This is a genomic window from Flavobacterium sp. J27 (assembly GCF_004303025.1).
Classification (GTDB): domain Bacteria; phylum Bacteroidota; class Bacteroidia; order Flavobacteriales; family Flavobacteriaceae; genus Flavobacterium.
The window spans coordinates 376,507-396,586 of the sequence record NZ_PJQW01000002.1; the positions used below are offsets into that span (position 1 = coordinate 376,507).

The following is a 20,080-nucleotide window of genomic DNA, read 5'->3' on the forward strand; positions in this document are numbered from 1 at the left end:
AACAAAGTTTGTGCCAATATGATATTGTTATTAAAAAATAAGACGTAACAAATTAACAGTCAGATATTTATTTTTAATCGTTTTACAATTCAAAATAAGTTCTAATATGTTAGTTAAGAGTGTTATTCGTTATCTTGATTTTCATTTTTTAAACCAATTTTAAAAATGATTCTTTTATATTTTTTAAAGCCAAATTTTTTATAACCTATTTCACTGAATTAAAATGAATTATAAATTAGCAACAAGTATTTATACAGTAAAATACTACATTTTTAATAAAAAAGGCATACTTTTTGAAAACACAAAAAATGAAAAAATATAAGTGATTTTTAACTTGAGAGTAAATAATATTAATTTTAAGCATTAATTTATATTATGAATTCAAAAAATTAGTATTTTTAAAACATTATCATTAATAACCATCGTTTTTTAGATTGTTATAAATTTGTCGTTTACTTAGGTTAGAGGTAGTAAAATAAAAGAATTGCATGAGAGATATAGAAAGAGCATACGAAGCGCTTCTAAAGAAAACGAAAGAACAAGAAGAAGAAATTAAAAGACTTCATGCAGCCCAAAAGAGCAACATAAATTCGGAGGCAGAAAACGAAGATACTTACAAGAATATCTACCATGCGTTATTAGATAACAACGATAGTATTGTTATTCTAATGGACGAAAATTTAAATACATTATACAGAAGTAAATCTACTGCCTTAATTACAGGTTGGACCGATGAGTCGCACATAGATGCACCACTACTAAGCTATATTCATCCTGATTATCTCGATTATGTAGATAACATGATTCAGCTATCCATAGATCAACCTAAAACAGCTATTAATGTTACCCTACAAGTAAAACATGAAAATGGAAATTATATTTGGCTAGAAGGTATTATTAACAATCGTATTGATGATAGTAATATTAATGGCATTATCGTAATCCTAAGAGATATTACCGAACGGAAAAAAATCTTCGAAATTATTACAGAAGAAAAAGAAAAGTTTGATAAGATTGCAGCAACTTCTCCTGGATTAATTTATTCCATGCGACAAAATAAAGACGGTTCATTAACTTATCCTTATGCTAGTGAAGCTGTGGGAGAAATATATGGTTTTGCTCATGAAGATATTAAAGACAATCCAAACAAGATTTTTGCTTTAATTCATCCCGATGATTTACAATATGTAATAGATAGTGTTACCGAAACAAAAACAAAATTAGTTCCTCTAAATTGTACGTATCGTTACTTTCACCCTAAAAAAGGATTAGTATGGCATGAAGTTAATTCGTTACCTGTTGTGGAAGCGGAAGGAACGGTAATTTGTCATGGTATTGCAACCGACATCACAGAGCGAATTTTAGCCAAACAAAAAATAGTAAAAGCCAATCGTTTATATCATTTCATTAGTCAAATGAATCAAATGATTGTGCGTGCTACAGATGAAGATACCTTATTTAAAGAGGCTTGTGCTATAGCTGTAAATATTGGTAAATTTAAAATGGTATGGATTGGCATGAAAGATGAAAGTTCAGATAAAATTGAACCTAAAGTAATTGCGGGTGAAGACAATGGATATGTAAAAGCCATGCAAACCATTCTTTTAGAAAATAACCAAAATGTAATTGCATCTCGTTGTGAAGCGCTAAAAAGAGAAAAATATGTCGTAATCAACAATGTAGCTGATGACTCGATTATGCAACCTTGGAGAGAAGAAGCCTTAGTAAGAGATTTTCAATCGTTAATGATTTTACCAATTAGAAAATTTGAAGAAACCGTAGGTATTTTCTGTTTTTATTCCAGTGAGGTCAATTATTTCGATGAAGAAGAAATTGCGTTAGTAGAAGAAGCCACTTCAGATGTTTCATTTGCTCTAGAAGTTTTTGAAAACGAAAGAATTAAGAAGAATGCTTTAAAAGAAATGATTGAAAGTGAAAACAGATATCATATCTTAACCGAAATTTCACCTGTAGGTATTTTCCGAACTGACGCGGCTGGTTTTACCACTTATGTTAATCCTAGGTGGTCAGAAATAACAGGAATGCCTTACGAAAAAGCATTAGGTAATGGATGGTTAGATGCAGTACATGAAGAAGACAGACTATCGTTACAAAAAGGATGGGAAACCGCGACTGAACATAAGGATTTATCACTCTCAGAATATCGCTTTATAAAACCCGACGGTACTATCGTTTGGGTTATGGGACATGCTATTCCAGAAAAAAATGCAAATAATGAAGTTGTAGGTTATGTAGGTACAACCACAAATATTACAGAACGTAAAAGAGTGGAAGAAGAGTTTAAAAAATCCTATGAAAAACTAGAAGCTATTATAGATGCTATTCCCGATTTATTAATAGAAATTGATGCAGAAGGACGCATTTTTAATTACCACGCGCACAGAGAAAACTTATTATCGCATTCTACTACTGCTATTATCGGAAAACTATTGGCAGAAGTATTACCAAAAGCTGCTGGTAAATGTTTTACTGAAGCAATGGAAGACGTAATCAACAAAGGATTTTCAACTGGTAAACAGTATGAATTGCATTTACCTAGTGGCAAGCACTGGTTTGAATTGTCTATTGCACCTATGGAAGAAAGTAATGCTAATGAAAATCATTTTATTTGTCTTTCCCGAGATATTACTATTGCCAAACAATCTGAAATTGAGCTACAAAAAAGTAAAGAACGCTATCAAGAAATTTTAAACAATCTAGATGCTGGAATTATTGTCCAAGGTATCAATGGTTCTATTTTATTGAACAATGTAAAAGCTGCTGAATTATTAAATATTAAACCATTTGATAAATTGGTTTCTAATTGGATATTTTTAAATGAAGACGGCAGTTTAATGGATAAAAATAAGTATCCTATACATCAATTATTAGAAGGTGGAAATCCTATTAAAAATTTAATCCTTGGTGTAGCTAAATCAAAAAAGACGACATGGCTATTATTTAATGCTTTCGCTGTAAAAAATGTAAAAGGTCAGATTACAGAAATTGTTTCTAGTTTTATAGATATTACAGAACGAAAGTTAATGGAAATTGAAATTTTAAAAGGAAAAGATCAAGCAGAAGCAGCCAACAAGGCAAAAACTGATTTCTTGGCCAATATGAGTCACGAAATTAGAACACCTCTAAATGGAATTATTGGTTTTAGTCATTTATTAATGGAATCTAATTTAGAGAAAACCCATTATCAATATATGTCTACAATTAACGAATCGGCTTCTTCCCTATTAAAAATTGTAAATGACATTCTTGATTTTTCAAAAATTGAATCGGGTAAATTTGAATTAAATATTGAGGAAGTAGATTTGTATGAATTGACACAACAAGTAGTCGATTTATTTCAATACCAAGCGCATCAAAAGAAATTAAATTTGGTACTCAACCGACATAAAGAAGTACCACAATTTATACTGGCCGATTTGGTCCGCCTGAAACAAATTTTAATGAACTTATTAAGTAATGCTTTAAAGTTTACTGAATTTGGTGAAATTCAATTAAATATTACTCCAATCAAAGTTTCAAATGATACTGCCGTTTTACATTTTTCGGTAAATGATACAGGTATTGGTATTAAAATTGACAATAATGAAAAAATCTTCGATTCCTTTGTTCAAGAAGATACTTCTACCAGTAGAAAATTTGGAGGAACTGGTTTAGGTTTAGCTATTTCAAATCAATTATTAGCTTTAATGGGTAGTAAGTTAGAACTGGAGAGTAAATATGGAGAAGGAAGTAAATTTTTCTTTACTATAAAAGTGACTAAAATTCCTAAAAACGACCTCCATTCTAATGCGCTAAAAAAGAATTTAAATCATAATACTAATTCAGATACAGAAGTTCTAAAACGTTTTAAAGTGTTAGTAGTTGAAGACAATAAAGTAAATATGCTATTGGCGAAAACATTATTACAAAAAATAAATCCGAATATATACATTTTAGAAGCTTTTGATGGTGTTGAAGCTGTCTCTCTATTTCAAAATGAAGTTATCGATTTAATATTAATGGATGTCCAAATGCCTAATAAAAATGGTTATGATGCAACCAAAGAAATCAGACAATTAGTACAAGGTAAAAAAACACCTATTATTGCCATTACTGCAGGTATTTTAGCTCATGAAAGAGAACGTTGTTTTGAAGCGGGTATGAATGATTATTTGTCAAAACCTATCATCAAAACAGATTTAGAAGCTATACTTAATAAATGGTTAGTATAAATCTCGTTTTTTATAAATTATATGCGATAAAAAATCTCGATAAGCCTCTTTAATCGGTAAGTCATAAGAAACTATTATTTCTTTTCTAATAAATTGAATTTCTGTATTGTCTACTGGATTTATACCTTTTTTAAGTACGTCTTTAAAGTATAAACCTACGCCTCTTTTTTGCCAAGAAGGCAATTCATTATAGTTAATTCCATGTTGAAATAAGAGTTCGTTTTTATGTGCAGTAGAAGTTTTTTCAAGTCTTTTTGAAGCTTCAAGATAATCAACCCCATGATTTCTCAAAGTCCAATAACAGTAAGAAGAAAGAGAATTTCTATGAGCATCTTCTTGTCTCCAAGAAAAATAATCTAAAACCATTTCTTTATTTGGCACGCAAATCGTTCTACAATCTAAAACGGCCAAGTGTTGAAAATACATACTAAAAAAAGCACTTGCTTCCCCAGACAATACTGAATTTATTTTTCTAACTTTTCGATTAAAAGTACTATCATTTTTATCGATTAACAAAGAAATCTCATCACTTTGTGTATAAGCATAAATAACCTTAAAGCCTATTGTAAGAAGATGTTTCGTCGTCGCAATCATTGCTTCATGAAACTTACTGTCAAAAGGTTTTTCTAGTGATAATGTTTCTTTTGTTAATTTTGTAAATCCTTTGCCGTCGAGTCGTACTATAATATAATTTTCAGGTAAAACATATTGATCAAAAAGTTTTTCATTCTTTCTCATTTTGGCATCCAATGCTTCAAATTTCATAATTATCAATTTTAAAAAAATCATTATTCAAACTCACTTTATACATTTCGTCAAAACCTTCATTAAGTTGAGGCAATTCTAGTTGGTTGTATTTCGCTTTTACACCTATTTCTGAAATCTTTTCTTTTCTATGCCCATTTCTCTCCAAAGCATCTTTCAAACTGCATTCAAAATAGTAGGCTATAATTTTATATTTTTTTTCTTTTAAAAGCGTAATATACTTTGCACGCTCTTCTTTAGAAACGTTAGTATTATCAATTACAAATTGAGATTGCGTTGTAAAACAATATTCTATTAATTTAGTTTCTTTATTTCTTGTATTTAATAAGTCTAAACTAACTCTAATATGACTATTAAAAAAATTTTCTTTGTAGAACGAACTTTTTCCACTAGCTGGAATTCCAATAAACATAATACACTGCATCTATTCTTAATTTATAGTTACCTGAAACTCTTTTAAAAAATCTTCTTCAATTTGAATAATATCTTGTTCTACATATTTTCTTGAAAAATGAATAGGAATTGCTTTTTTAACCATTGCATTACGCATAACTTTACCCGATTGAGAAGCATAACTATGATAATTTAATAATGCTTTTTCTTTATCTTCATCTTTATAAAAACACTCGATTAAAACTAAGTCACAATTAAAAAATAATTGCTTTATTTTTGCATGATTTTCTTCATGAAATGCATGATCTAAAATAACTCCTAAAGTGTTTCCTTTTTCAATCTTTAAATAGTGAAACAAATCGTTAGCTAAATACTCTTTTTCTTCAATTATTATAATTTCATCACTATTATTTGATAAATACGCTTGCTTGAGTTCTGTTATCCATTTTCCTGGTTGATAAGGAACTTCTGAAATGAGAATACTAACCGAATCATTTTCTTTAAAATGATAGGCAATAACATCTGTTTTATGATCTAAAATTGTAAAATTTACCACTACCCTTTCATCTTTATATAAACTTGTTCTTTCATACAAAAATGTTAATTCCCATTCAGCGGGTTTTAATTCATAAACTAATATCTTATGTTCAGAAATAATTTCTCTTATTTCATACACAACAGCATCCGCTTCTACTAAATTCCATGTAAAAGACTTTAACTTGGCTTGTACTTGTGACGCTATATTTTTAGGACCACAAATGATGTAACGCTCTTTTGTGCCTATTTGATGTCTCATAATTTGATCAAAATTTATAAAATGATCTATATGAGTATGAGAAATAAAAATTGCACGCGTTTTTAGGCAATCTTTTACACTTAAAAGACTCGCTTCACCACAATCTACAATATAGTTCCATTTGCAATTATCGGGGTAAACAACAATACAAATATCTTCACCTAATTTACTTTTAATTTCTGGAAATAACATGGGCATATAAATGAAATGCAAAGATGCTATTTTTTTAATAATATTCATGAATTCGACAATTCAACCTTACTATTCCATTTTAAATATTGAATTTTAAAAATTCGCACCATTATTTCTCAACTATTTTATAATTTTGCAGTTTCCAATACTATTTGGAAAATAAGCATTTTTGAATTATGAAACAAAAGGTTGAAATTTTGGCTCCAGCCAAAAACTTGGCACAAGGAATAGCGGCCATTAATGCAGGAGCAGATGCAGTATATATTGGAGCGCCTTTATATGGAGCACGTACTAATGCTACCAATTCGGTAGAAGATATTGCGGAAATGGTGGCGTATGCTCATTTATTTAAAGCACAGGTTTTTGTGGTTTTAAATACCATTTTATATGAAAAAGAATTAGAACCTTGTGAAAAATTAATTCATGAATTGTATGCTATAGGTGTTGATGCTATTATTATTCAAGATATGGCTATCTTAGAAATGAACTTACCTCCTATTGTTATTCATGCAAGTACACAAGCTAATAATAGAGACCCAAAACATGTTAAATTCTTAAAAGATGCTGGAATACAACGCGTGGTTTTAGCTAGAGAATTAAACTTAGATCAAATTCGAGAAATTCATGAGGCTTCTGATGTAGAATTAGAATTTTTTGTTTCCGGTGCGCTTTGTGTCTCTTTTAGCGGTAATTGTTATATGAGTATTGCTGGTGGAGAGCGAAGTGCCAATAGAGGATCTTGTGCTCAAAACTGTCGTTTACCTTACAATTTAACTGATGGTACAGGTAAAACACTTATTTCAAATAGTCATTTATTATCTATTAAAGATTTAGATTTAAGTGATCAATTGCCAAATTTAATTGAAGCAGGTATTACTTCATTTAAAATAGAAGGGCGTTTAAAAGATGTGGTTTATGTAAAAAATAATACGTCATTTTTGCGTAAAAAATTAGATGCTTTTTTAGAAGATAATGAGCACTTTCAAAAAGCGTCATCAGGTAAAACCTTCTATAATTTTGAACCAGAAATGGATCGTAGTTTCAATAGAGGGTATACTGATTATTTTGTGAACCAAAGAAAAGCAAAAATTGGTAGTTGGGAAAGCCCAAAATCGCAAGGACAATACATTGGTAAACTGATTGAAACGAAAGCCAATGGGTATGTAATTGAAAATGCCGACAAATTAAACAATGGTGATGGTTTGTACTTTATTAACGAATTAGGAGAAGCAGATGGAACTCAAATTAATATTATCATCAACAATATTGTAGTTCCTAATACTTTTAAAACATTACCTGTAGGCACTGAAATTTATAGAAATTCAGATGCAGAGTTTAACAAAATTGTTGAAAAAGAAAATAGTGCTGTTAGAAAAATAAGTGTTGATTTAGTGTTTACTGAAACGCAAGACGGTTTTATGCTTGTGGCAACTGATGAAGATGGACATACTAGTATTGCTACTTTAGAAACTGAAAAAGAAACAGCAAAAAATGGTAATCATACTATTCCGAATATTAAATCCAATCTAGTCAAAACAGGGAATACTCCATTTATGATTGAGAATATTGCAGTTGAGTTTTCAAAGAATTGGTTTTTACCTATTTCAAAAGTAAACGAAATTAGACGAACGGTTTTAGAACAATTAATCGACATCAGAATTCAAGAATACCATAGAGAAGAATTTCAAATAAAGCCAACAAACCATCCTTATCCTGTAGAAGAATTAGATTTTACCTATAATGTTTCTAATAGTTTGGCGAGACAATTTTATAAACGTCATGGAGTTACTGAAATAGAGAAAGCTTTCGAATTACAATGGGATCCAGGAAAATCTAGAGTAATGGTGACCAAATATTGCGTTAAATATGAATTGGGTAAATGTGCTCGTTTTCAACGTGATACTATGGGAGAAAAAGTAGTTGAACCTTTAACATTAACCCATGGTGAAAATGCTTATAAATTGAAATTTAATTGTAAGCCTTGTGAAATGGAAATTTGGGAAAAAGATGCCGAATTAGAATTCATAGACGAAGATGAACAATTTGATTTTATAACCAAGAAGAAATAAAATAAAAAATCCGAATTAATTTTTAATTCGGATTTTTTATTTTCTATATACTAATGATTAGAATCTAAACAGAAGAAAACATTAATTTTTCTGATAAGTGTCAAATAAATAAGCTAAAGTATCGGGAATGTTGTTGGCTTTCATTTTTGGATATACAATTGTACTATTTAGCCAGTTTTCAATCACTTGGTTAAAATCATCTTCTACCTCATATTCTACAGGAACACCCATCGCTTTTAATGCGGCTGCATTGCATTCTTGTTCGTAATGAGACTTAATGGGTATGGAAAGTAATTTCTTTTCTAAAAACAAAGCCTCTGAAGGCGTTTCAAAACCACCACCCGTAATAATACCTTCACAATGAATTAAACTTTGATTAAAATCTTTTTGATTTACTGGAAAATAAGTAATATTCTGGATAGTATGTTTTTCCTTAACCGTGTCTAAAAACCAATGAAAATGTACATGAGGCAACGATTGGAAAGCTTTTTCTAAACAATCTTTGTCAAATGAAGGCAAATATATGGTAATGTGTCCTAGATTAGTGGGTGTCGCTTGTACAATTTCATCTTTAATAATTGGTGGATGAATAAAGGAATCGTAAGGTTGAAAGTGTAACCCTAAATTTTGAGGTGCAGGAGCATAATTTTTAAAGATAAACTCCCCTACTTTACTTTTGCTATCTGGTCTAGGTGTATTTTCAGATAAAAAACTTGCTTGATGACCAAATTGAACCGAATGTACATTTTGTAATTTACATGCTAAGGCAGTTACAGCATCAAAATCATTAATAATAATGTCATATTGATGCAAAGGCAATTGATTAGCATCTTTATAAATTTGGTACGGCTTAAATTTTTTAGCAATGTTCCAATAGTCTAAACCACCACATTTACTGTAAAATAAACTACAGCCTTTACTTCTGTAGGCAATTGGAATATTTACATCTAAGGAGGCATTACTCCCGCTCAAAAAAAAGTCAATCTCGCCAAATTTTTGTAAATAAGGAAATAATTGTGTAGCTCTACTAATGTGTCCATTACCTGTAGCTTGAACAGCATAAAATATTTTCATACATGGGTTGTTTTGTGATTTTAATTTGGCAAAATGAATACTACCTTTTTCTTACAAAACGAACCAAAAATAACAATTCATGCCTATTCCTATATACTGATAACACAAACTTAATCATCATTTAAACTATAATTAAAAAAGGCCATCGTATTGATGGCCTTACTATTAGCTATAAGTTCAATGACTTATTTAGGGTTCTAACATAAAATCGTAAATAGCATAGTGAGGTTGTCCAGTAGCAGCTGTATTTAACAAGAACGTTGGGTTTGATGGTGTACAAGCTGTAATATCAAAGTTATTTGATATAATTCCAGTTGAACTACCCACAACCCATCTTTTACAACAATTATCATAATGGAAACCTAATTCTTTCATAGTATAGATATTGTTTGCAGGAAGGTTTTTGTATGAATAACGTCCTACTAAATTTCCGGCTAAATCATATTCAAAAATATCACCATAATTAGGAGGACACATTATATTTGTTAAACCAGAAATTACATGTACTTTATTACCAAAGAATGTAAGTCCGTTATACTGATTTGTAGGTGATGCAGAAGAGAAAGGAGTACAAGCACCTGTACTTACATTTACACGCATAACAGTTGAAGTACCTTCTTTTATAGCTAAGAATAATCCAGTAGTGCCATAATTTTCTATGTCTTGTAATGGAGCTGCTGTAGGTGTTGCCACTACAGCTGCACCAGATATAATTTGTACTTTTAATAATCTCGATGGAAAATTAGAATTTACACCAGTAACTGCCCAAGCATAACCTGGTGTTCCTGGCATATCACAAAGTCCTGTTACACTAGTAACTGGTGTTCCTCCAATATTAATTGTTGATAAATAATTATAGCCAGTTGGAGATGTACACACATCTACTTTGTAAATATGAGAAGTTAACCCACCTGGAACTGGAGTACTTGTTCCTGCTGATAAAACTAAAGCGTACATAGTACCGCATGAGGCAGCTGAGGCACGATCTGTTTCTGGTTTTAATTTAGTAGTTGCATTTGCATTTGTTTCTTCAGTAGTGTTTTCTTCTGGTGTTTGACACGACCATAAGAGTGCTGCGAAACTAGCTAGAGCCAATTTCTGAAAGGTACTTTTTTTCATGATTTGTGTTTATTTGAATTTTTTACTACTTAAATTTAAGTAATAAATTCTTACCAAAAAAACACATCTCTATATTAATTATTTGAAAAACAATAATTTATGATTCTTTACATTTTTTCTACCTTTTCTTTTAACAAACAAGAAAGATTCTCTGTAATTGATTAACAGTTTTTTAAGAAACACTTACTCATTCTATTCTATAATATTTGAAAAATGAATCCTTTACAACTAATTATTTTCTCTATTTTAATAAAATAATTTACAAATTGTTATGGAATAATTTACAAATTGTTTTGACAACTATTTTTAAAAAAATACTTCCCTATATACTTTTGTCCAAATTTATAAAAACAAACAACTTAAAAATAAGTGAGATACAGATTATTGTTCTCCATCTTTACCTCTATAGTTATGAAATAAATTGTATTCCACTAATTAAACAAACTTGTAAAACTAAACCAATGAAAAAACAATTAACTTCTTTTTTATTTTTATTATTGATATCAAAAACAATCTTTGCTACAAACTATTACATTGATCCCGTTAATGGAAATAATTCATATAATGGTCTAACGGAAGTTACTGCAAAACAAACCTTAACATGGTTTTCTTATAATACCACTTTTTTGCAACCCGGAGATACAGTTTTTTTAATGAATGGAACATATACCGCTTCTGGCTTTGCAATATTAGCCTTGCGAGCATCGGGTACAACTACTAACCCAATCACTTTTAAAAACTATCCAGGTCATACTCCTATTTTACAAATGAATGATTTCCAGTGGCATGCAATTCATTTAGGAGAAGGAATTCATGATATTATCATAGATGGCTTGCGAATAAGAGGAAATGCAGCAACAATAGATTTAACTGATGCATTGAATCAACCTGCTAGTTGCGGAAACCCTTCAGGTTCACCAGATCCTAAATTTAATGGGAATGGAATCACCATAGATGGCAGAACGAATGATGCTTTAGTACATCATATTATAGTTCGTAATTGTGAGATATATGAATGTTGTGGTGGTGGTATTGCTGCACTTCAAGCAGATTATCTAACTTACGAAAACAATCATATCTATGATAATTCTTGGTATACAATATATGGTGCTAGTGGCATTTCAAATCTTAATTCGGTAAACTATGATAATCATACAGAACAAAATTATTCTATGATTATAAGAAATAATGTTCTTCATGGAAACGAGTTATATATACCATGGATTGGACCATGCGTTATTTATGATGGAAATGGAATTATAATTGACTCAGAAAATAATGCTACTATTAGTAAACCTGCTTACTCTGGAAAAACTCTAATTGAAAATAATGTTGTACATCATAATGGTGGAAGAGGTATTCATGCCTACCATAGTAATGGTATAGATATTATCAACAACACTTGTTATATGAATGGAAGGTCTCCTGTTATTTCCGATGGAGAAATTACAGTACAAGGCGCAACAAATGTTAAGGTGTACAACAATATAATGTATGCTCGTGAAACAGAACGTGCCAATTTCTTAGATGCCGCATCTACTGGTTTTTCTTTTGGAAACAATTTAATTTTCAATGCTATAAATAATCAAATAAGTTACACTAATAGTACAGATAAAGTAGGACTTGATCCTCTTTTTATTAATCCTAATTTATATAATGGTAATTTTAAAGTAGAAACTACAAGTCCTGCTATTAATGGAGGGAATAATTTAATTTTTGCCACAACAGATTATGATGGAATATCTCGCCCACAAGGTTCTTCATCTGATATTGGGGCTTTTGAAGCGGCTTCTGCATTAAGTAATTCAACATTTGAAGAAAGCTTAAATACTGTAATTATTTACCCTAATCCAACTACAGATTTAGTAACTGTTCATTATACTTTAATTCAAAATTCAAATGTAACTATTAATTTATATGATTATTTAGGTAAAGAAGTGATTTCAATATACAATGAAAAACAAAATAAAGGAAAGCAAGAGATAGAAATTAAAACAAATTACTTACAAAAAGGGATTTATTTATTAAAAATAAATAATGGATTGCAAACCTTAGTAAAGAAAATAATCGTTAATTAGCTACCAATATAACTTTAACCAAACGATAAAAGCTGTTTTTTAGACGGCTTTTATTTTTTAATTAATGAATTAAAAAATCAACTCTATTATCTTGATTTTTTTTAAACTGTAAATTATTAAGAAAGAAAAGAGATTCGTATTGAGGTTGGCATAAAATAGGCAAATAATCTAATTGAAACCAATAGCAAAGTACTCGTATAATCGTATAGTTTATAATTACATCTTTGGTATCAACCGGAAACCAAAAAATGTTATGAATATTGATTTGTAAAATGCCATTAAAATGAGATTTGTAAAATTTATAAAACGTTCTAATTCCATTAAAAGTGGCCTCTTTCCATTGTTCTTCTATTTGTTCAATATTAAAAGAAACTAATAACATTGTATTTTCGTTAGTTTCAAAAATACAATTTAACGAAAAACCAGCGTAATAACCAATTTGCTTATCTTGCTTCTTTATTATAAACCTTTTTTCTCCTATAAACATAACCAACAAATAATATACAATCGACTACTCTATTTCAATATATTGAATTAAATGTTTTTGTCTATCATCAAATAATTTAAAGACAACATAATACCATTCATTTTTAGGCACATCAATAATAAAAACATCACCTTTTTTATGTTTTTTTACTTCAGAAATAAAAACGGAATCCACTAAGTCTTCATCAATCCAACCAAAATTTCCACCTGGTTTTATATTTCTATCCATCGTAAATTGATGGACCAATTCATCAGAAGAAACTCCTTTTTTGTACATATACAATACTTCTGCTCTTCTTTTATTAATTTCCTTTACTGAAATTTCTTTTCCGTTAAAAAAAACATAATTTAATTTTATAGCTTTAATTGGTTTATTCACTAATAATTTAGCTTTACCTAAATCTTCTAATTCCTGAATTTTATCAAGAAATAGTGCTAGACTGTCACTTCCTTTACTAAGCGTAACACGCTTAAGTTTTGCTTTTACATCTCTGTTTAGAATAATAAAATTTTGAGCATCATCTAATGTATTAATATCTTTTAAATCTTGAGAAAATAAGTTACTCACTAACAAACTAAAAAATATAAAAAGTATTTTTATTTTATTTCTTTTCATTTAAAATATTTATTATTTACAAAAATATCACTTTCTTGATTTCTTCTGCTCTTATTTTAGCATCATTTATAGAACAATGTAACTCTTTCATAATTAAAGCTGTTGCTAAAGGCAATTTATCCTCTTTTAAAGCTAATATAACTTGTAAAAAGATTTCTTGCGTAAAACCTTGCGTTTTCTTTTCCATTATAATAATAAATACAAGTGAATCGTTCTTTTTTATACATTGAATATACTGATTTGTTTTTGTAAACCTTCAAATAACCAAAATTTTTATCTTAGAAACCTAAACTTTTACGTATAGGAACGTAAAAAATTAGGTTTTTACCACTTATTTATTGAGGTTTCAATGATTTTATCTACATTGATTGTATTATTAGATTATAAGACAATTTATGATATTAGTGCGATTATTTCAAACTAAAAAACGGTCAATTATTGAGAATCTCAATTACTTTTCCGTATACTTGTTTTGTCCAGCCATTAATATGACCATGATTGTTTCCAATAAGCAAGCCTCTTCTTTCATTTTTACCTTTTACCAAATGGGTAAACACAGCACCTCTTACTTTACAATACACAATATCTCCTACTTGACATTCTTGCCAATTTGCGGGTGCTAATCGAACAGCTTGTCTGGACTTTAGAATAGGTAACATGCTATTACCTGCTTCTCGAGAAACGATGGTTTCCCCTGCTAATAGTTTTTGAATTTTAATATGATTCATTTTTTAAGTATTTATTGTTTTGATAATACGCTTTTAACCTATTCTCAAAGCAATACAAACTTGCTATTAGACAATACAAAATAAGAAAACCTCTACGCAATAATTTTACGCAGAGGTGTAAATTAGATAAAAACAGGCCTTTAATTATTAAGATATAATTGAAATATTGTTACCAAATGTTTTTAACATTAATTACAACTCCAGTTGCTAATCTAATTGGAATAACAAAATCGTGTTCTTGAATAGCAATGTAAGGAATATCAAAAATCATATCGTTAGTAATTATTTCTATATTATTCATTTTTTGTAATTGTTCCTTCATTTTTATTTGAATCACATTTTCTGCTCTTTCAAAATCTGGTTTAAGATCTCTTTTTGTTTTTGTGTACACATAATTAGTCAGTTTATTTTTAAATAAAGTAATCAAAATAGGATATAAATCATTGTCTACTTGAGTGCTAAATTCAATATTTTTAAGTTCAAATTGTTTATTTACTACAGATGGTTTAGCTGTTAAGTAAAGCATTCCTTTGGTTGATAAAAGTTTTCCTTTTATTTTTGCATCTACTTTTACTCCTATAGTTACACTTTGCCCACTCGGATAGATTTCAAATCCCTGTACTTCCACTTTAACCTTATCATTAGCGTATTCTAAACCTTCTTTTTGTAGCATCGTATTCAAATTATTTTGCAATACTTCATACTGAATAGAAATAGGAACGGTTAAGGCAATTAGATTCTTTTCAAAAGCGTATTTTTCTAAAGGAGGGATTTCATAAGGTTCATTATTATATAACTTTTGAGTGCTTACACCTGCCATTAATTTGGTTGCAAATTTTATATTCATATTGGAATCATCAATCATTAAATCTGACAAATAGAATTTTTGTGGATTTACATTTAAATACAATTGATCTGATACATTAGTTAATTGAATGGATGATGGTTTGATCCATTTTTTAATCTCAGAAGTTAGCTTTGCACATTCTATTTTATTAGCAATTTCATTTTCTAATTCTTTTTCTATATCATCTAAAGCTAAATTTGCAGGTAATTGTAAGTTTAACCATACTCCACCAACTATTTCAATTTTTGGATCTGAAATCCATCGATGACTTATTTTAGATTTTACTATTGGACACCAATTAGAATTAAAAGAAATTTTGGTATCTACATAAAAATCGATTTTTGCTTTAACTTTTTTTTCATCTAAGGAAAATAATTCAGCTCCATCTCCTCTGAAACCAACACTTCCAGTAATATCTAATGGTATAATTATTCGCAACATATCATTACCAATATTCTCAAATCGAATTCTTTCCCTTTTTACAATAGAGTAATCATATTGATATCCAACGGTAATACTCACTACATCTGCATAAATCCATTCATTAGGATTATATAAAGGGTTCTTCGTTTTTATCCATTCGTTAGGATGATATAAAGGATCTTTGGTTTTAATTGTTTTACCAAAAATTCTAACTTTAATCCATTTATTAGGATGATATAAAGGGTCTTTTGTCTTAATCCATTCTGTTGGATCATATAGCGGATTTTTAGTTTTAGCTTGATATTGCTTGTCAAACGCTCCCGTTTCGCTATCTTTTATAGGTTTAGAAAACTGCTCATTTACTTTATTTTCAATGGATTTATAATCCACATTTAAATCAAAAGAAAGTAAGCTGGTATCTTGTGCAATAACATTATTAGAAAAGTGTGATTCTGGTTTAGCTGAAATCTTATTATACTTTCTAAACAAGCTACAACTAGTGAATAAAAAAGAGACTGTTATAAGAAATAATATCTTATGATTAAAAATTAATTTTTTCATATTTTTATTTAATTGGTTGGTGTTTCAAAGGTATTTATAGAACAGTATATCAAACCATTACCCTTTGGGGTAATATTTTATGGAATTTTTATAAATCCTTTTTTGTAAGTTTTTTATTAAAATAAGATTTGTATATTTAGCTTAATTTTTATGAAAATCACCCCAAAGGGTAATTGTACGAGAGAAACTTATTCTTCAATTTTGTAATGAAAATGAAACGACATGAAAATAACTGTAGCTATAGTAGAAGATGATAAAAATTACAACCAAGCGTTGCAAAAAATCATTGCCTTTCAAAAAGATATGGAATGCGTAGCCCAGTTTTACAATGGCAAATCAGCTTTATTAGAATTGGAAAATACAGAGCCAGACGTGGTTCTAATGGATATTCAATTACAAGATGTATCGGGTATTGATATTGTTTTCCAATTAACCGAAACCATGCCACAAACAAAATTTATCATGTGTACCAGTTTTGAGGACGAGGAAAAAATTTTCTCTGCTCTACGAGCTGGTGCTAGTGGTTATTTAGTGAAGGGCGAACCCATGGAAAAGATAATTCAAGCGATACAAGAAGCACATTTAGGAGGTGCACCTATGAGTTTTGCCATTGCCAAACGTGTTTTACAACATTTTCAAGAATCTAAAGTAACCGTTCAAAGTATTGCGTTACTTACTGTAACAGAAAGAGAAGTACTGGAATTGCTAGCAGAAGGGCTACTTTATAAAGAAATTGCCGATAAAAAATGTGTTGCAAAAGACACGATTAAAAAACATATTGGTAATATTTATAGAAAGTTGCAGGTAAATAACAAAATTGAAGCAATTAATAAATTAAACCACAAAAACTAGAAATTATGGAATACAACCAACAATTGAATGAAATTTTATATCTTATTGAAAAAAATTATATAAATAATGTATTAAACAATGATCATTTATCTGAAATACAGAAATTATCAAACAGTTTAGTTAATAAAGAAAATGAAAATAGTAATTTTAAAAATAATATAAACTTATTACAAGATATTAATTTTTCACCTCTACCTAAGCCAAAAGTCTATTGGGATAAATTTAATAGAAGTTTTTATAATACAAGATTAGCTAAAATTTTCGTAATTAAATCTACACTTTTTGAAAATTTAATTAAAAATCAAAAAGATATAACATTAAGATTTGTTCAAATTGATAAATCGTTTGAATTAGCCTTGATAATTGAAAATAAAGCTTATTGGATTGATAATGTCAATGAAAATTTAGTAGAAATAGATCCGCAAATAGAATTAGAAAAAGAACCAAAAACTCTATATAAAAATTATATAGAAAAATTTGATAATGATCTTGGTAATGATTTAGATTATAATTTTACAATTCTTACTGGCAATAAAAATGTTATTGATACACGAAAAGTAACTATTCCATTTAATGTCTTGTCAAATTATGATTTTAAAGAAGAAAATTATATTGTGTTTATACCAGGTATTATAGAAGATTGCAATTTTAATAATAATAGATTAACTTTAATGATGCATTTTTGTAAAAAAATTAATGGAAGAGTTCATCCTGATACAACTTTTCAAACTACACATTACGACACCTTTCAACTTTGTCCACCCTATCCTGTAGGACAAAATCATTGTTAAGAATGTGTTAACTATTACTTATTTCATACTTATTCTGTTTTGCCTTGGAGTTTCTTTTATAAATAAAGTTTCAAGGCAAAACTTGTTATTTATTTATTTCTTATTTGTTGTCTTTATTGAAATTGCTCATTATGTTAGATTAATTCCTACCTCTTTATACTACTCTTCTCCTATATTTTTTATTTCTTTTTTTACTTATTATTTTGGAAACCAAATAAAAAACAATAAAAATAGCATATACATTATAGGTATTATTTCTCTTCTCATTGCTTTTTATTTTATTTTATTTAAAGCAAAAGGAAACTACTCTACCGATGCAGGAATTGTGATGAACTTTGTTTATATTCTTTTTCCTCTTTCTTGGTTATTAACTCAAATTATGGATACTGACGAAAATTCTCTTCTAAAAAAACAAACATTCTGGATTAGTTTTTCACTACTCTTTTGGGCTGTTTTTTTCTTTTTTAGGTTAATTCCCATGTATTGGTTAAACAATAATGATCCTGAATTTTTAATTCAAATTAATTTTGGATTTCAAATAATCACTATTTTTTCATATCTTTTATTTTTAAGAGGCCTTTTTTGTAGAATATGAAAGAACTACCTCACGACATAAAAATGGTTTTTATCATTGCTGTAATTGTAATGCTTCTTTTTGTAGGCTTTATTATTATGGTTGTTTTTATTTATAACAAAAAACAATTAATTCAAAAACAGGAAACCCAAATTAAAGAAACTGAATTTCAGAATCAATTATTACAAAAAGAATTGGAAAGACAAAAAGCCATTCAAATTGAAAGAGAGCGCATTTCTCGAGATATGCATGATGATTTAGGTGCTGGAATTTCGGCAATTAAATTACAGGCAGAGTTTTTAAAATATAAAATTCCTACCAATAGTTATACAGAAGATATTGAAGCTATTATTTCTACTTCTGAAGACATGAATGTCGCCATGAGAGAAATTTTATGGAGTTTGAACTCTCAAAATGATACAATTGGTAACTTTGTAAACTATACTTCTACTTATGCAGAGCGTTTTTTAGATAAAACAAATTTTCAAATAGTGATTCATACAGAAATTATTAATCCTAATACTAATTTACCTGTTACCGCTAGAAGAAATCTTTTTCTAGTAATTAAAGAAGCTATTCACAACATTTATAAACATAGTGAAGCCACTATGATAACACTACGTTTTTATCAAACAGACACTCATTTTAAAATCGACTGTATAGATAATGGTATTGGTATTTCCCCATCAATGAAAACAGGCAATGGATTAACCAATATGACATTACGAATGAAAAACATAGGTGGAATATTTGAAATTATAACAGTAGATAAAGGGACTCATTTGTTTTTCGAATATATTTTTAAAAAATAAATCATAATAACCTCTTTACTCTAAAAAAAAAAATTCTAAAAAAAGTATATCAGATTTAAAGAAGGCACATTTTATAAAAATGTAAAAGTATACCCAAAATTTAGTGTTACCACAGGAGTACCATCATCTGGAAAGTTATAACCATGGTTTACGATTTCAATAAATACACTTTGTAGATTATCATTTTTAGTTATATTTCCTAAAGCAATAGTATATTTTCTTAAAAATCCATGTAAGTTTTCAGGACCAATTTGAAAACTCTTCCCATAACCAAAAGAAAAAATAAGTTTTATTTCATCATCTATTTCTAAAGCTAATTTGCTATTCAAATAAACAGGTAAAATACCCGTTGTATGTCTAAAATTAGCATCCATACCACTATGCAGTCCTAAAAAGAAAATGTTTTCCTCATCATGAAGTCCAATTCCTCCTCTAAAATTTAATCCACCTGGTTCATAAAGAGTAGTATTCCCTTCACTATCTTTAATAAAAAATGATGAAACTACTCCTATTTCACCTTCATAATAGATTTTAGCTCCTGTGAATTGTGCATTTATAAACTGACTGAAACTGGCAAGTATTATTAAAGAAAGTAAATTTAGTTTCATAGATTAATAGTAGGTGTTAATTTAAAACAGCTTTTTTTAAAATAATCTTGTTCTTATTTAAATG

At 28.8% G+C, this 20,080-nt stretch carries 18 protein-coding genes; 7 read left to right on the forward strand and 11 right to left on the reverse strand.

The features are described 5' to 3' along the window. The first annotated feature begins 488 nt into the window (after positions 1–488). Complete coding sequence (locus CX675_RS03800; protein WP_130733886.1) at positions 489–4,232, forward strand: PAS domain S-box protein; 3,744 nt, start codon at positions 489–491, stop codon at positions 4,230–4,232. Here CX675_RS03800 and CX675_RS03805 read toward each other — a convergent pair. From CX675_RS03805 to CX675_RS03815, 3 genes are read right to left on the reverse strand one after another with little or no spacing between them, the layout of a single operon-like run. Then, positions 4,224–4,997 carry a tRNA(His) guanylyltransferase Thg1 family protein gene (locus CX675_RS03805; RefSeq protein ID WP_130733887.1) on the reverse strand — a complete coding sequence of 258 codons (774 nt, stop codon included), beginning with the start codon at positions 4,995–4,997 and terminating at the stop codon, positions 4,224–4,226. The two genes, CX675_RS03800 and CX675_RS03805, sit on opposite strands and share 9 nt — an antisense overlap. Continuing rightward, positions 4,987–5,421 (reverse strand): AAA family ATPase, encoded by a 435-nt coding sequence (locus tag CX675_RS03810; protein WP_130733888.1) that lies wholly within the window; start codon positions 5,419–5,421, stop codon positions 4,987–4,989. Before CX675_RS03810 ends, CX675_RS03805 begins: the two co-directional genes overlap by 11 nt. Before the next feature lie 6 nt (positions 5,422–5,427). Continuing rightward, positions 5,428–6,426 carry a peptidase gene (locus tag CX675_RS03815; RefSeq protein ID WP_240723586.1) on the reverse strand — a complete coding sequence of 333 codons (999 nt, stop codon included), beginning with the start codon at positions 6,424–6,426 and terminating at the stop codon, positions 5,428–5,430. Positions 6,427–6,554: 128 nt separating this feature from the next. Here CX675_RS03815 and CX675_RS03820 point away from each other — a divergent pair, with 128 nt between their 5' ends. Beyond that, complete coding sequence (locus CX675_RS03820) at positions 6,555–8,447, forward strand: U32 family peptidase (protein WP_130733889.1); 1,893 nt, start codon at positions 6,555–6,557, stop codon at positions 8,445–8,447. Positions 8,448–8,528: 81 nt separating this feature from the next. On the opposite strand, the gene CX675_RS03825 is transcribed toward CX675_RS03820, so the two are convergent. Further along, positions 8,529–9,521, reverse strand: coding sequence for a glycosyltransferase family protein (locus CX675_RS03825; protein ID WP_130733890.1), 993 nt, complete (start codon positions 9,519–9,521; stop codon positions 8,529–8,531). Between the two features lie 189 nt (positions 9,522–9,710). Beyond that, a complete protein-coding gene (locus tag CX675_RS03830; protein WP_130733891.1) occupies positions 9,711–10,640 on the reverse strand; it encodes a hypothetical protein in 930 nt (309 codons plus the stop codon). A 461-nt stretch (positions 10,641–11,101) separates the two neighbouring features. On the opposite strand from CX675_RS03830, the gene CX675_RS03835 reads away from it, so the two are divergent. Then, positions 11,102–12,718: a T9SS type A sorting domain-containing protein gene (locus tag CX675_RS03835; protein WP_130733892.1), complete on the forward strand. Its 1,617-nt coding sequence runs from the start codon at positions 11,102–11,104 to the stop codon at positions 12,716–12,718. Positions 12,719–12,779: 61 nt separating this feature from the next. Here CX675_RS03835 and CX675_RS03840 read toward each other — a convergent pair whose 3' ends face one another. From CX675_RS03840 to CX675_RS03855, 5 genes are all read right to left on the reverse strand, one after another. Next, complete coding sequence (locus tag CX675_RS03840; RefSeq protein WP_130733893.1) at positions 12,780–13,100, reverse strand: hypothetical protein; 321 nt, start codon at positions 13,098–13,100, stop codon at positions 12,780–12,782. Between the two features lie 129 nt (positions 13,101–13,229). Then, positions 13,230–13,820, reverse strand: coding sequence for a hypothetical protein (locus tag CX675_RS03845; RefSeq protein WP_130733894.1), 591 nt, complete (start codon positions 13,818–13,820; stop codon positions 13,230–13,232). Positions 13,821–13,836: 16 nt separating this feature from the next. After that, on the reverse strand, positions 13,837–14,007 hold the full coding sequence (locus CX675_RS19725) for a hypothetical protein (RefSeq protein WP_165395967.1): 171 nt from the start codon (positions 14,005–14,007) through the stop codon (positions 13,837–13,839). 244 nt (positions 14,008–14,251) lie between these two features. Further along, positions 14,252–14,548 carry a phage repressor protein gene (locus tag CX675_RS03850; protein WP_130733895.1) on the reverse strand — a complete coding sequence of 99 codons (297 nt, stop codon included), beginning with the start codon at positions 14,546–14,548 and terminating at the stop codon, positions 14,252–14,254. Between the two features lie 169 nt (positions 14,549–14,717). Then, positions 14,718–16,379, reverse strand: a complete 1,662-nt coding sequence (locus CX675_RS03855) for a DUF4403 family protein (protein WP_130733896.1) — start codon at positions 16,377–16,379, stop codon at positions 14,718–14,720. A gap of 222 nt (positions 16,380–16,601) precedes the next feature. Between CX675_RS03855 and CX675_RS03860 the strand changes: the two genes are divergently transcribed. The 4 genes from CX675_RS03860 (at position 16,602) to CX675_RS03875 (ending at position 19,408) form a co-directional block, all read left to right on the forward strand. Continuing rightward, the gene (locus CX675_RS03860; RefSeq protein ID WP_130733897.1) at positions 16,602–17,231 is read left to right on the forward strand and encodes a response regulator transcription factor; all 630 of its coding nucleotides are present in this window, start codon (positions 16,602–16,604) and stop codon (positions 17,229–17,231) included. Between the two features lie 5 nt (positions 17,232–17,236). Further along, on the forward strand, positions 17,237–18,022 hold the full coding sequence (locus CX675_RS03865; RefSeq protein WP_130733898.1) for a hypothetical protein: 786 nt from the start codon (positions 17,237–17,239) through the stop codon (positions 18,020–18,022). Between the two features lie 82 nt (positions 18,023–18,104). After that, positions 18,105–18,617, forward strand: coding sequence for a hypothetical protein (locus CX675_RS03870; RefSeq protein ID WP_130733899.1), 513 nt, complete (start codon positions 18,105–18,107; stop codon positions 18,615–18,617). Further along, entirely contained in the window at positions 18,614–19,408 is a 795-nt protein-coding gene (locus CX675_RS03875; RefSeq protein WP_130733900.1) for a sensor histidine kinase, read from the forward strand. Before CX675_RS03870 ends, CX675_RS03875 begins: the two co-directional genes overlap by 4 nt. A gap of 71 nt (positions 19,409–19,479) precedes the next feature. On the opposite strand, the gene CX675_RS03880 is transcribed toward CX675_RS03875, so the two are convergent. Then, positions 19,480–20,016, reverse strand: coding sequence for a hypothetical protein (locus CX675_RS03880; protein WP_130733901.1), 537 nt, complete (start codon positions 20,014–20,016; stop codon positions 19,480–19,482). Between the last annotated feature and the right edge of the window lie 64 nt (positions 20,017–20,080).

Excerpts from the sequence above, each read along its gene's own strand:
- CX675_RS03800 (WP_130733886.1), top strand. The coding sequence starts at position 489 with ATGAGAGATATAGAAAGAGCATACGAAGCGCTTCTAAAGAAAACGAAA.
- CX675_RS03805 (WP_130733887.1), bottom strand. The coding sequence starts at position 4,997 with ATGAAATTTGAAGCATTGGATGCCAAAATGAGAAAGAATGAAAAACTT.
- CX675_RS03810 (WP_130733888.1), bottom strand. The coding sequence starts at position 5,421 with ATGCAGTGTATTATGTTTATTGGAATTCCAGCTAGTGGAAAAAGTTCG.
- CX675_RS03815 (WP_240723586.1), bottom strand. The coding sequence starts at position 6,426 with ATGAATATTATTAAAAAAATAGCATCTTTGCATTTCATTTATATGCCC.
- CX675_RS03820 (WP_130733889.1), top strand. The coding sequence starts at position 6,555 with ATGAAACAAAAGGTTGAAATTTTGGCTCCAGCCAAAAACTTGGCACAA.
- CX675_RS03825 (WP_130733890.1), bottom strand. The coding sequence starts at position 9,521 with ATGAAAATATTTTATGCTGTTCAAGCTACAGGTAATGGACACATTAGT.
- CX675_RS03830 (WP_130733891.1), bottom strand. The coding sequence starts at position 10,640 with ATGAAAAAAAGTACCTTTCAGAAATTGGCTCTAGCTAGTTTCGCAGCA.
- CX675_RS03835 (WP_130733892.1), top strand. The coding sequence starts at position 11,102 with ATGAAAAAACAATTAACTTCTTTTTTATTTTTATTATTGATATCAAAA.
- CX675_RS03840 (WP_130733893.1), bottom strand. The coding sequence starts at position 13,100 with ATGTTATTAGTTTCTTTTAATATTGAACAAATAGAAGAACAATGGAAA.
- CX675_RS03845 (WP_130733894.1), bottom strand. The coding sequence starts at position 13,820 with ATGAAAAGAAATAAAATAAAAATACTTTTTATATTTTTTAGTTTGTTA.
- CX675_RS19725 (WP_165395967.1), bottom strand. The coding sequence starts at position 14,007 with ATGGAAAAGAAAACGCAAGGTTTTACGCAAGAAATCTTTTTACAAGTT.
- CX675_RS03850 (WP_130733895.1), bottom strand. The coding sequence starts at position 14,548 with ATGAATCATATTAAAATTCAAAAACTATTAGCAGGGGAAACCATCGTT.
- CX675_RS03855 (WP_130733896.1), bottom strand. The coding sequence starts at position 16,379 with ATGAAAAAATTAATTTTTAATCATAAGATATTATTTCTTATAACAGTC.
- CX675_RS03860 (WP_130733897.1), top strand. The coding sequence starts at position 16,602 with ATGAAAATAACTGTAGCTATAGTAGAAGATGATAAAAATTACAACCAA.
- CX675_RS03865 (WP_130733898.1), top strand. The coding sequence starts at position 17,237 with ATGGAATACAACCAACAATTGAATGAAATTTTATATCTTATTGAAAAA.
- CX675_RS03875 (WP_130733900.1), top strand. The coding sequence starts at position 18,614 with ATGAAAGAACTACCTCACGACATAAAAATGGTTTTTATCATTGCTGTA.
- CX675_RS03880 (WP_130733901.1), bottom strand. The coding sequence starts at position 20,016 with ATGAAACTAAATTTACTTTCTTTAATAATACTTGCCAGTTTCAGTCAG.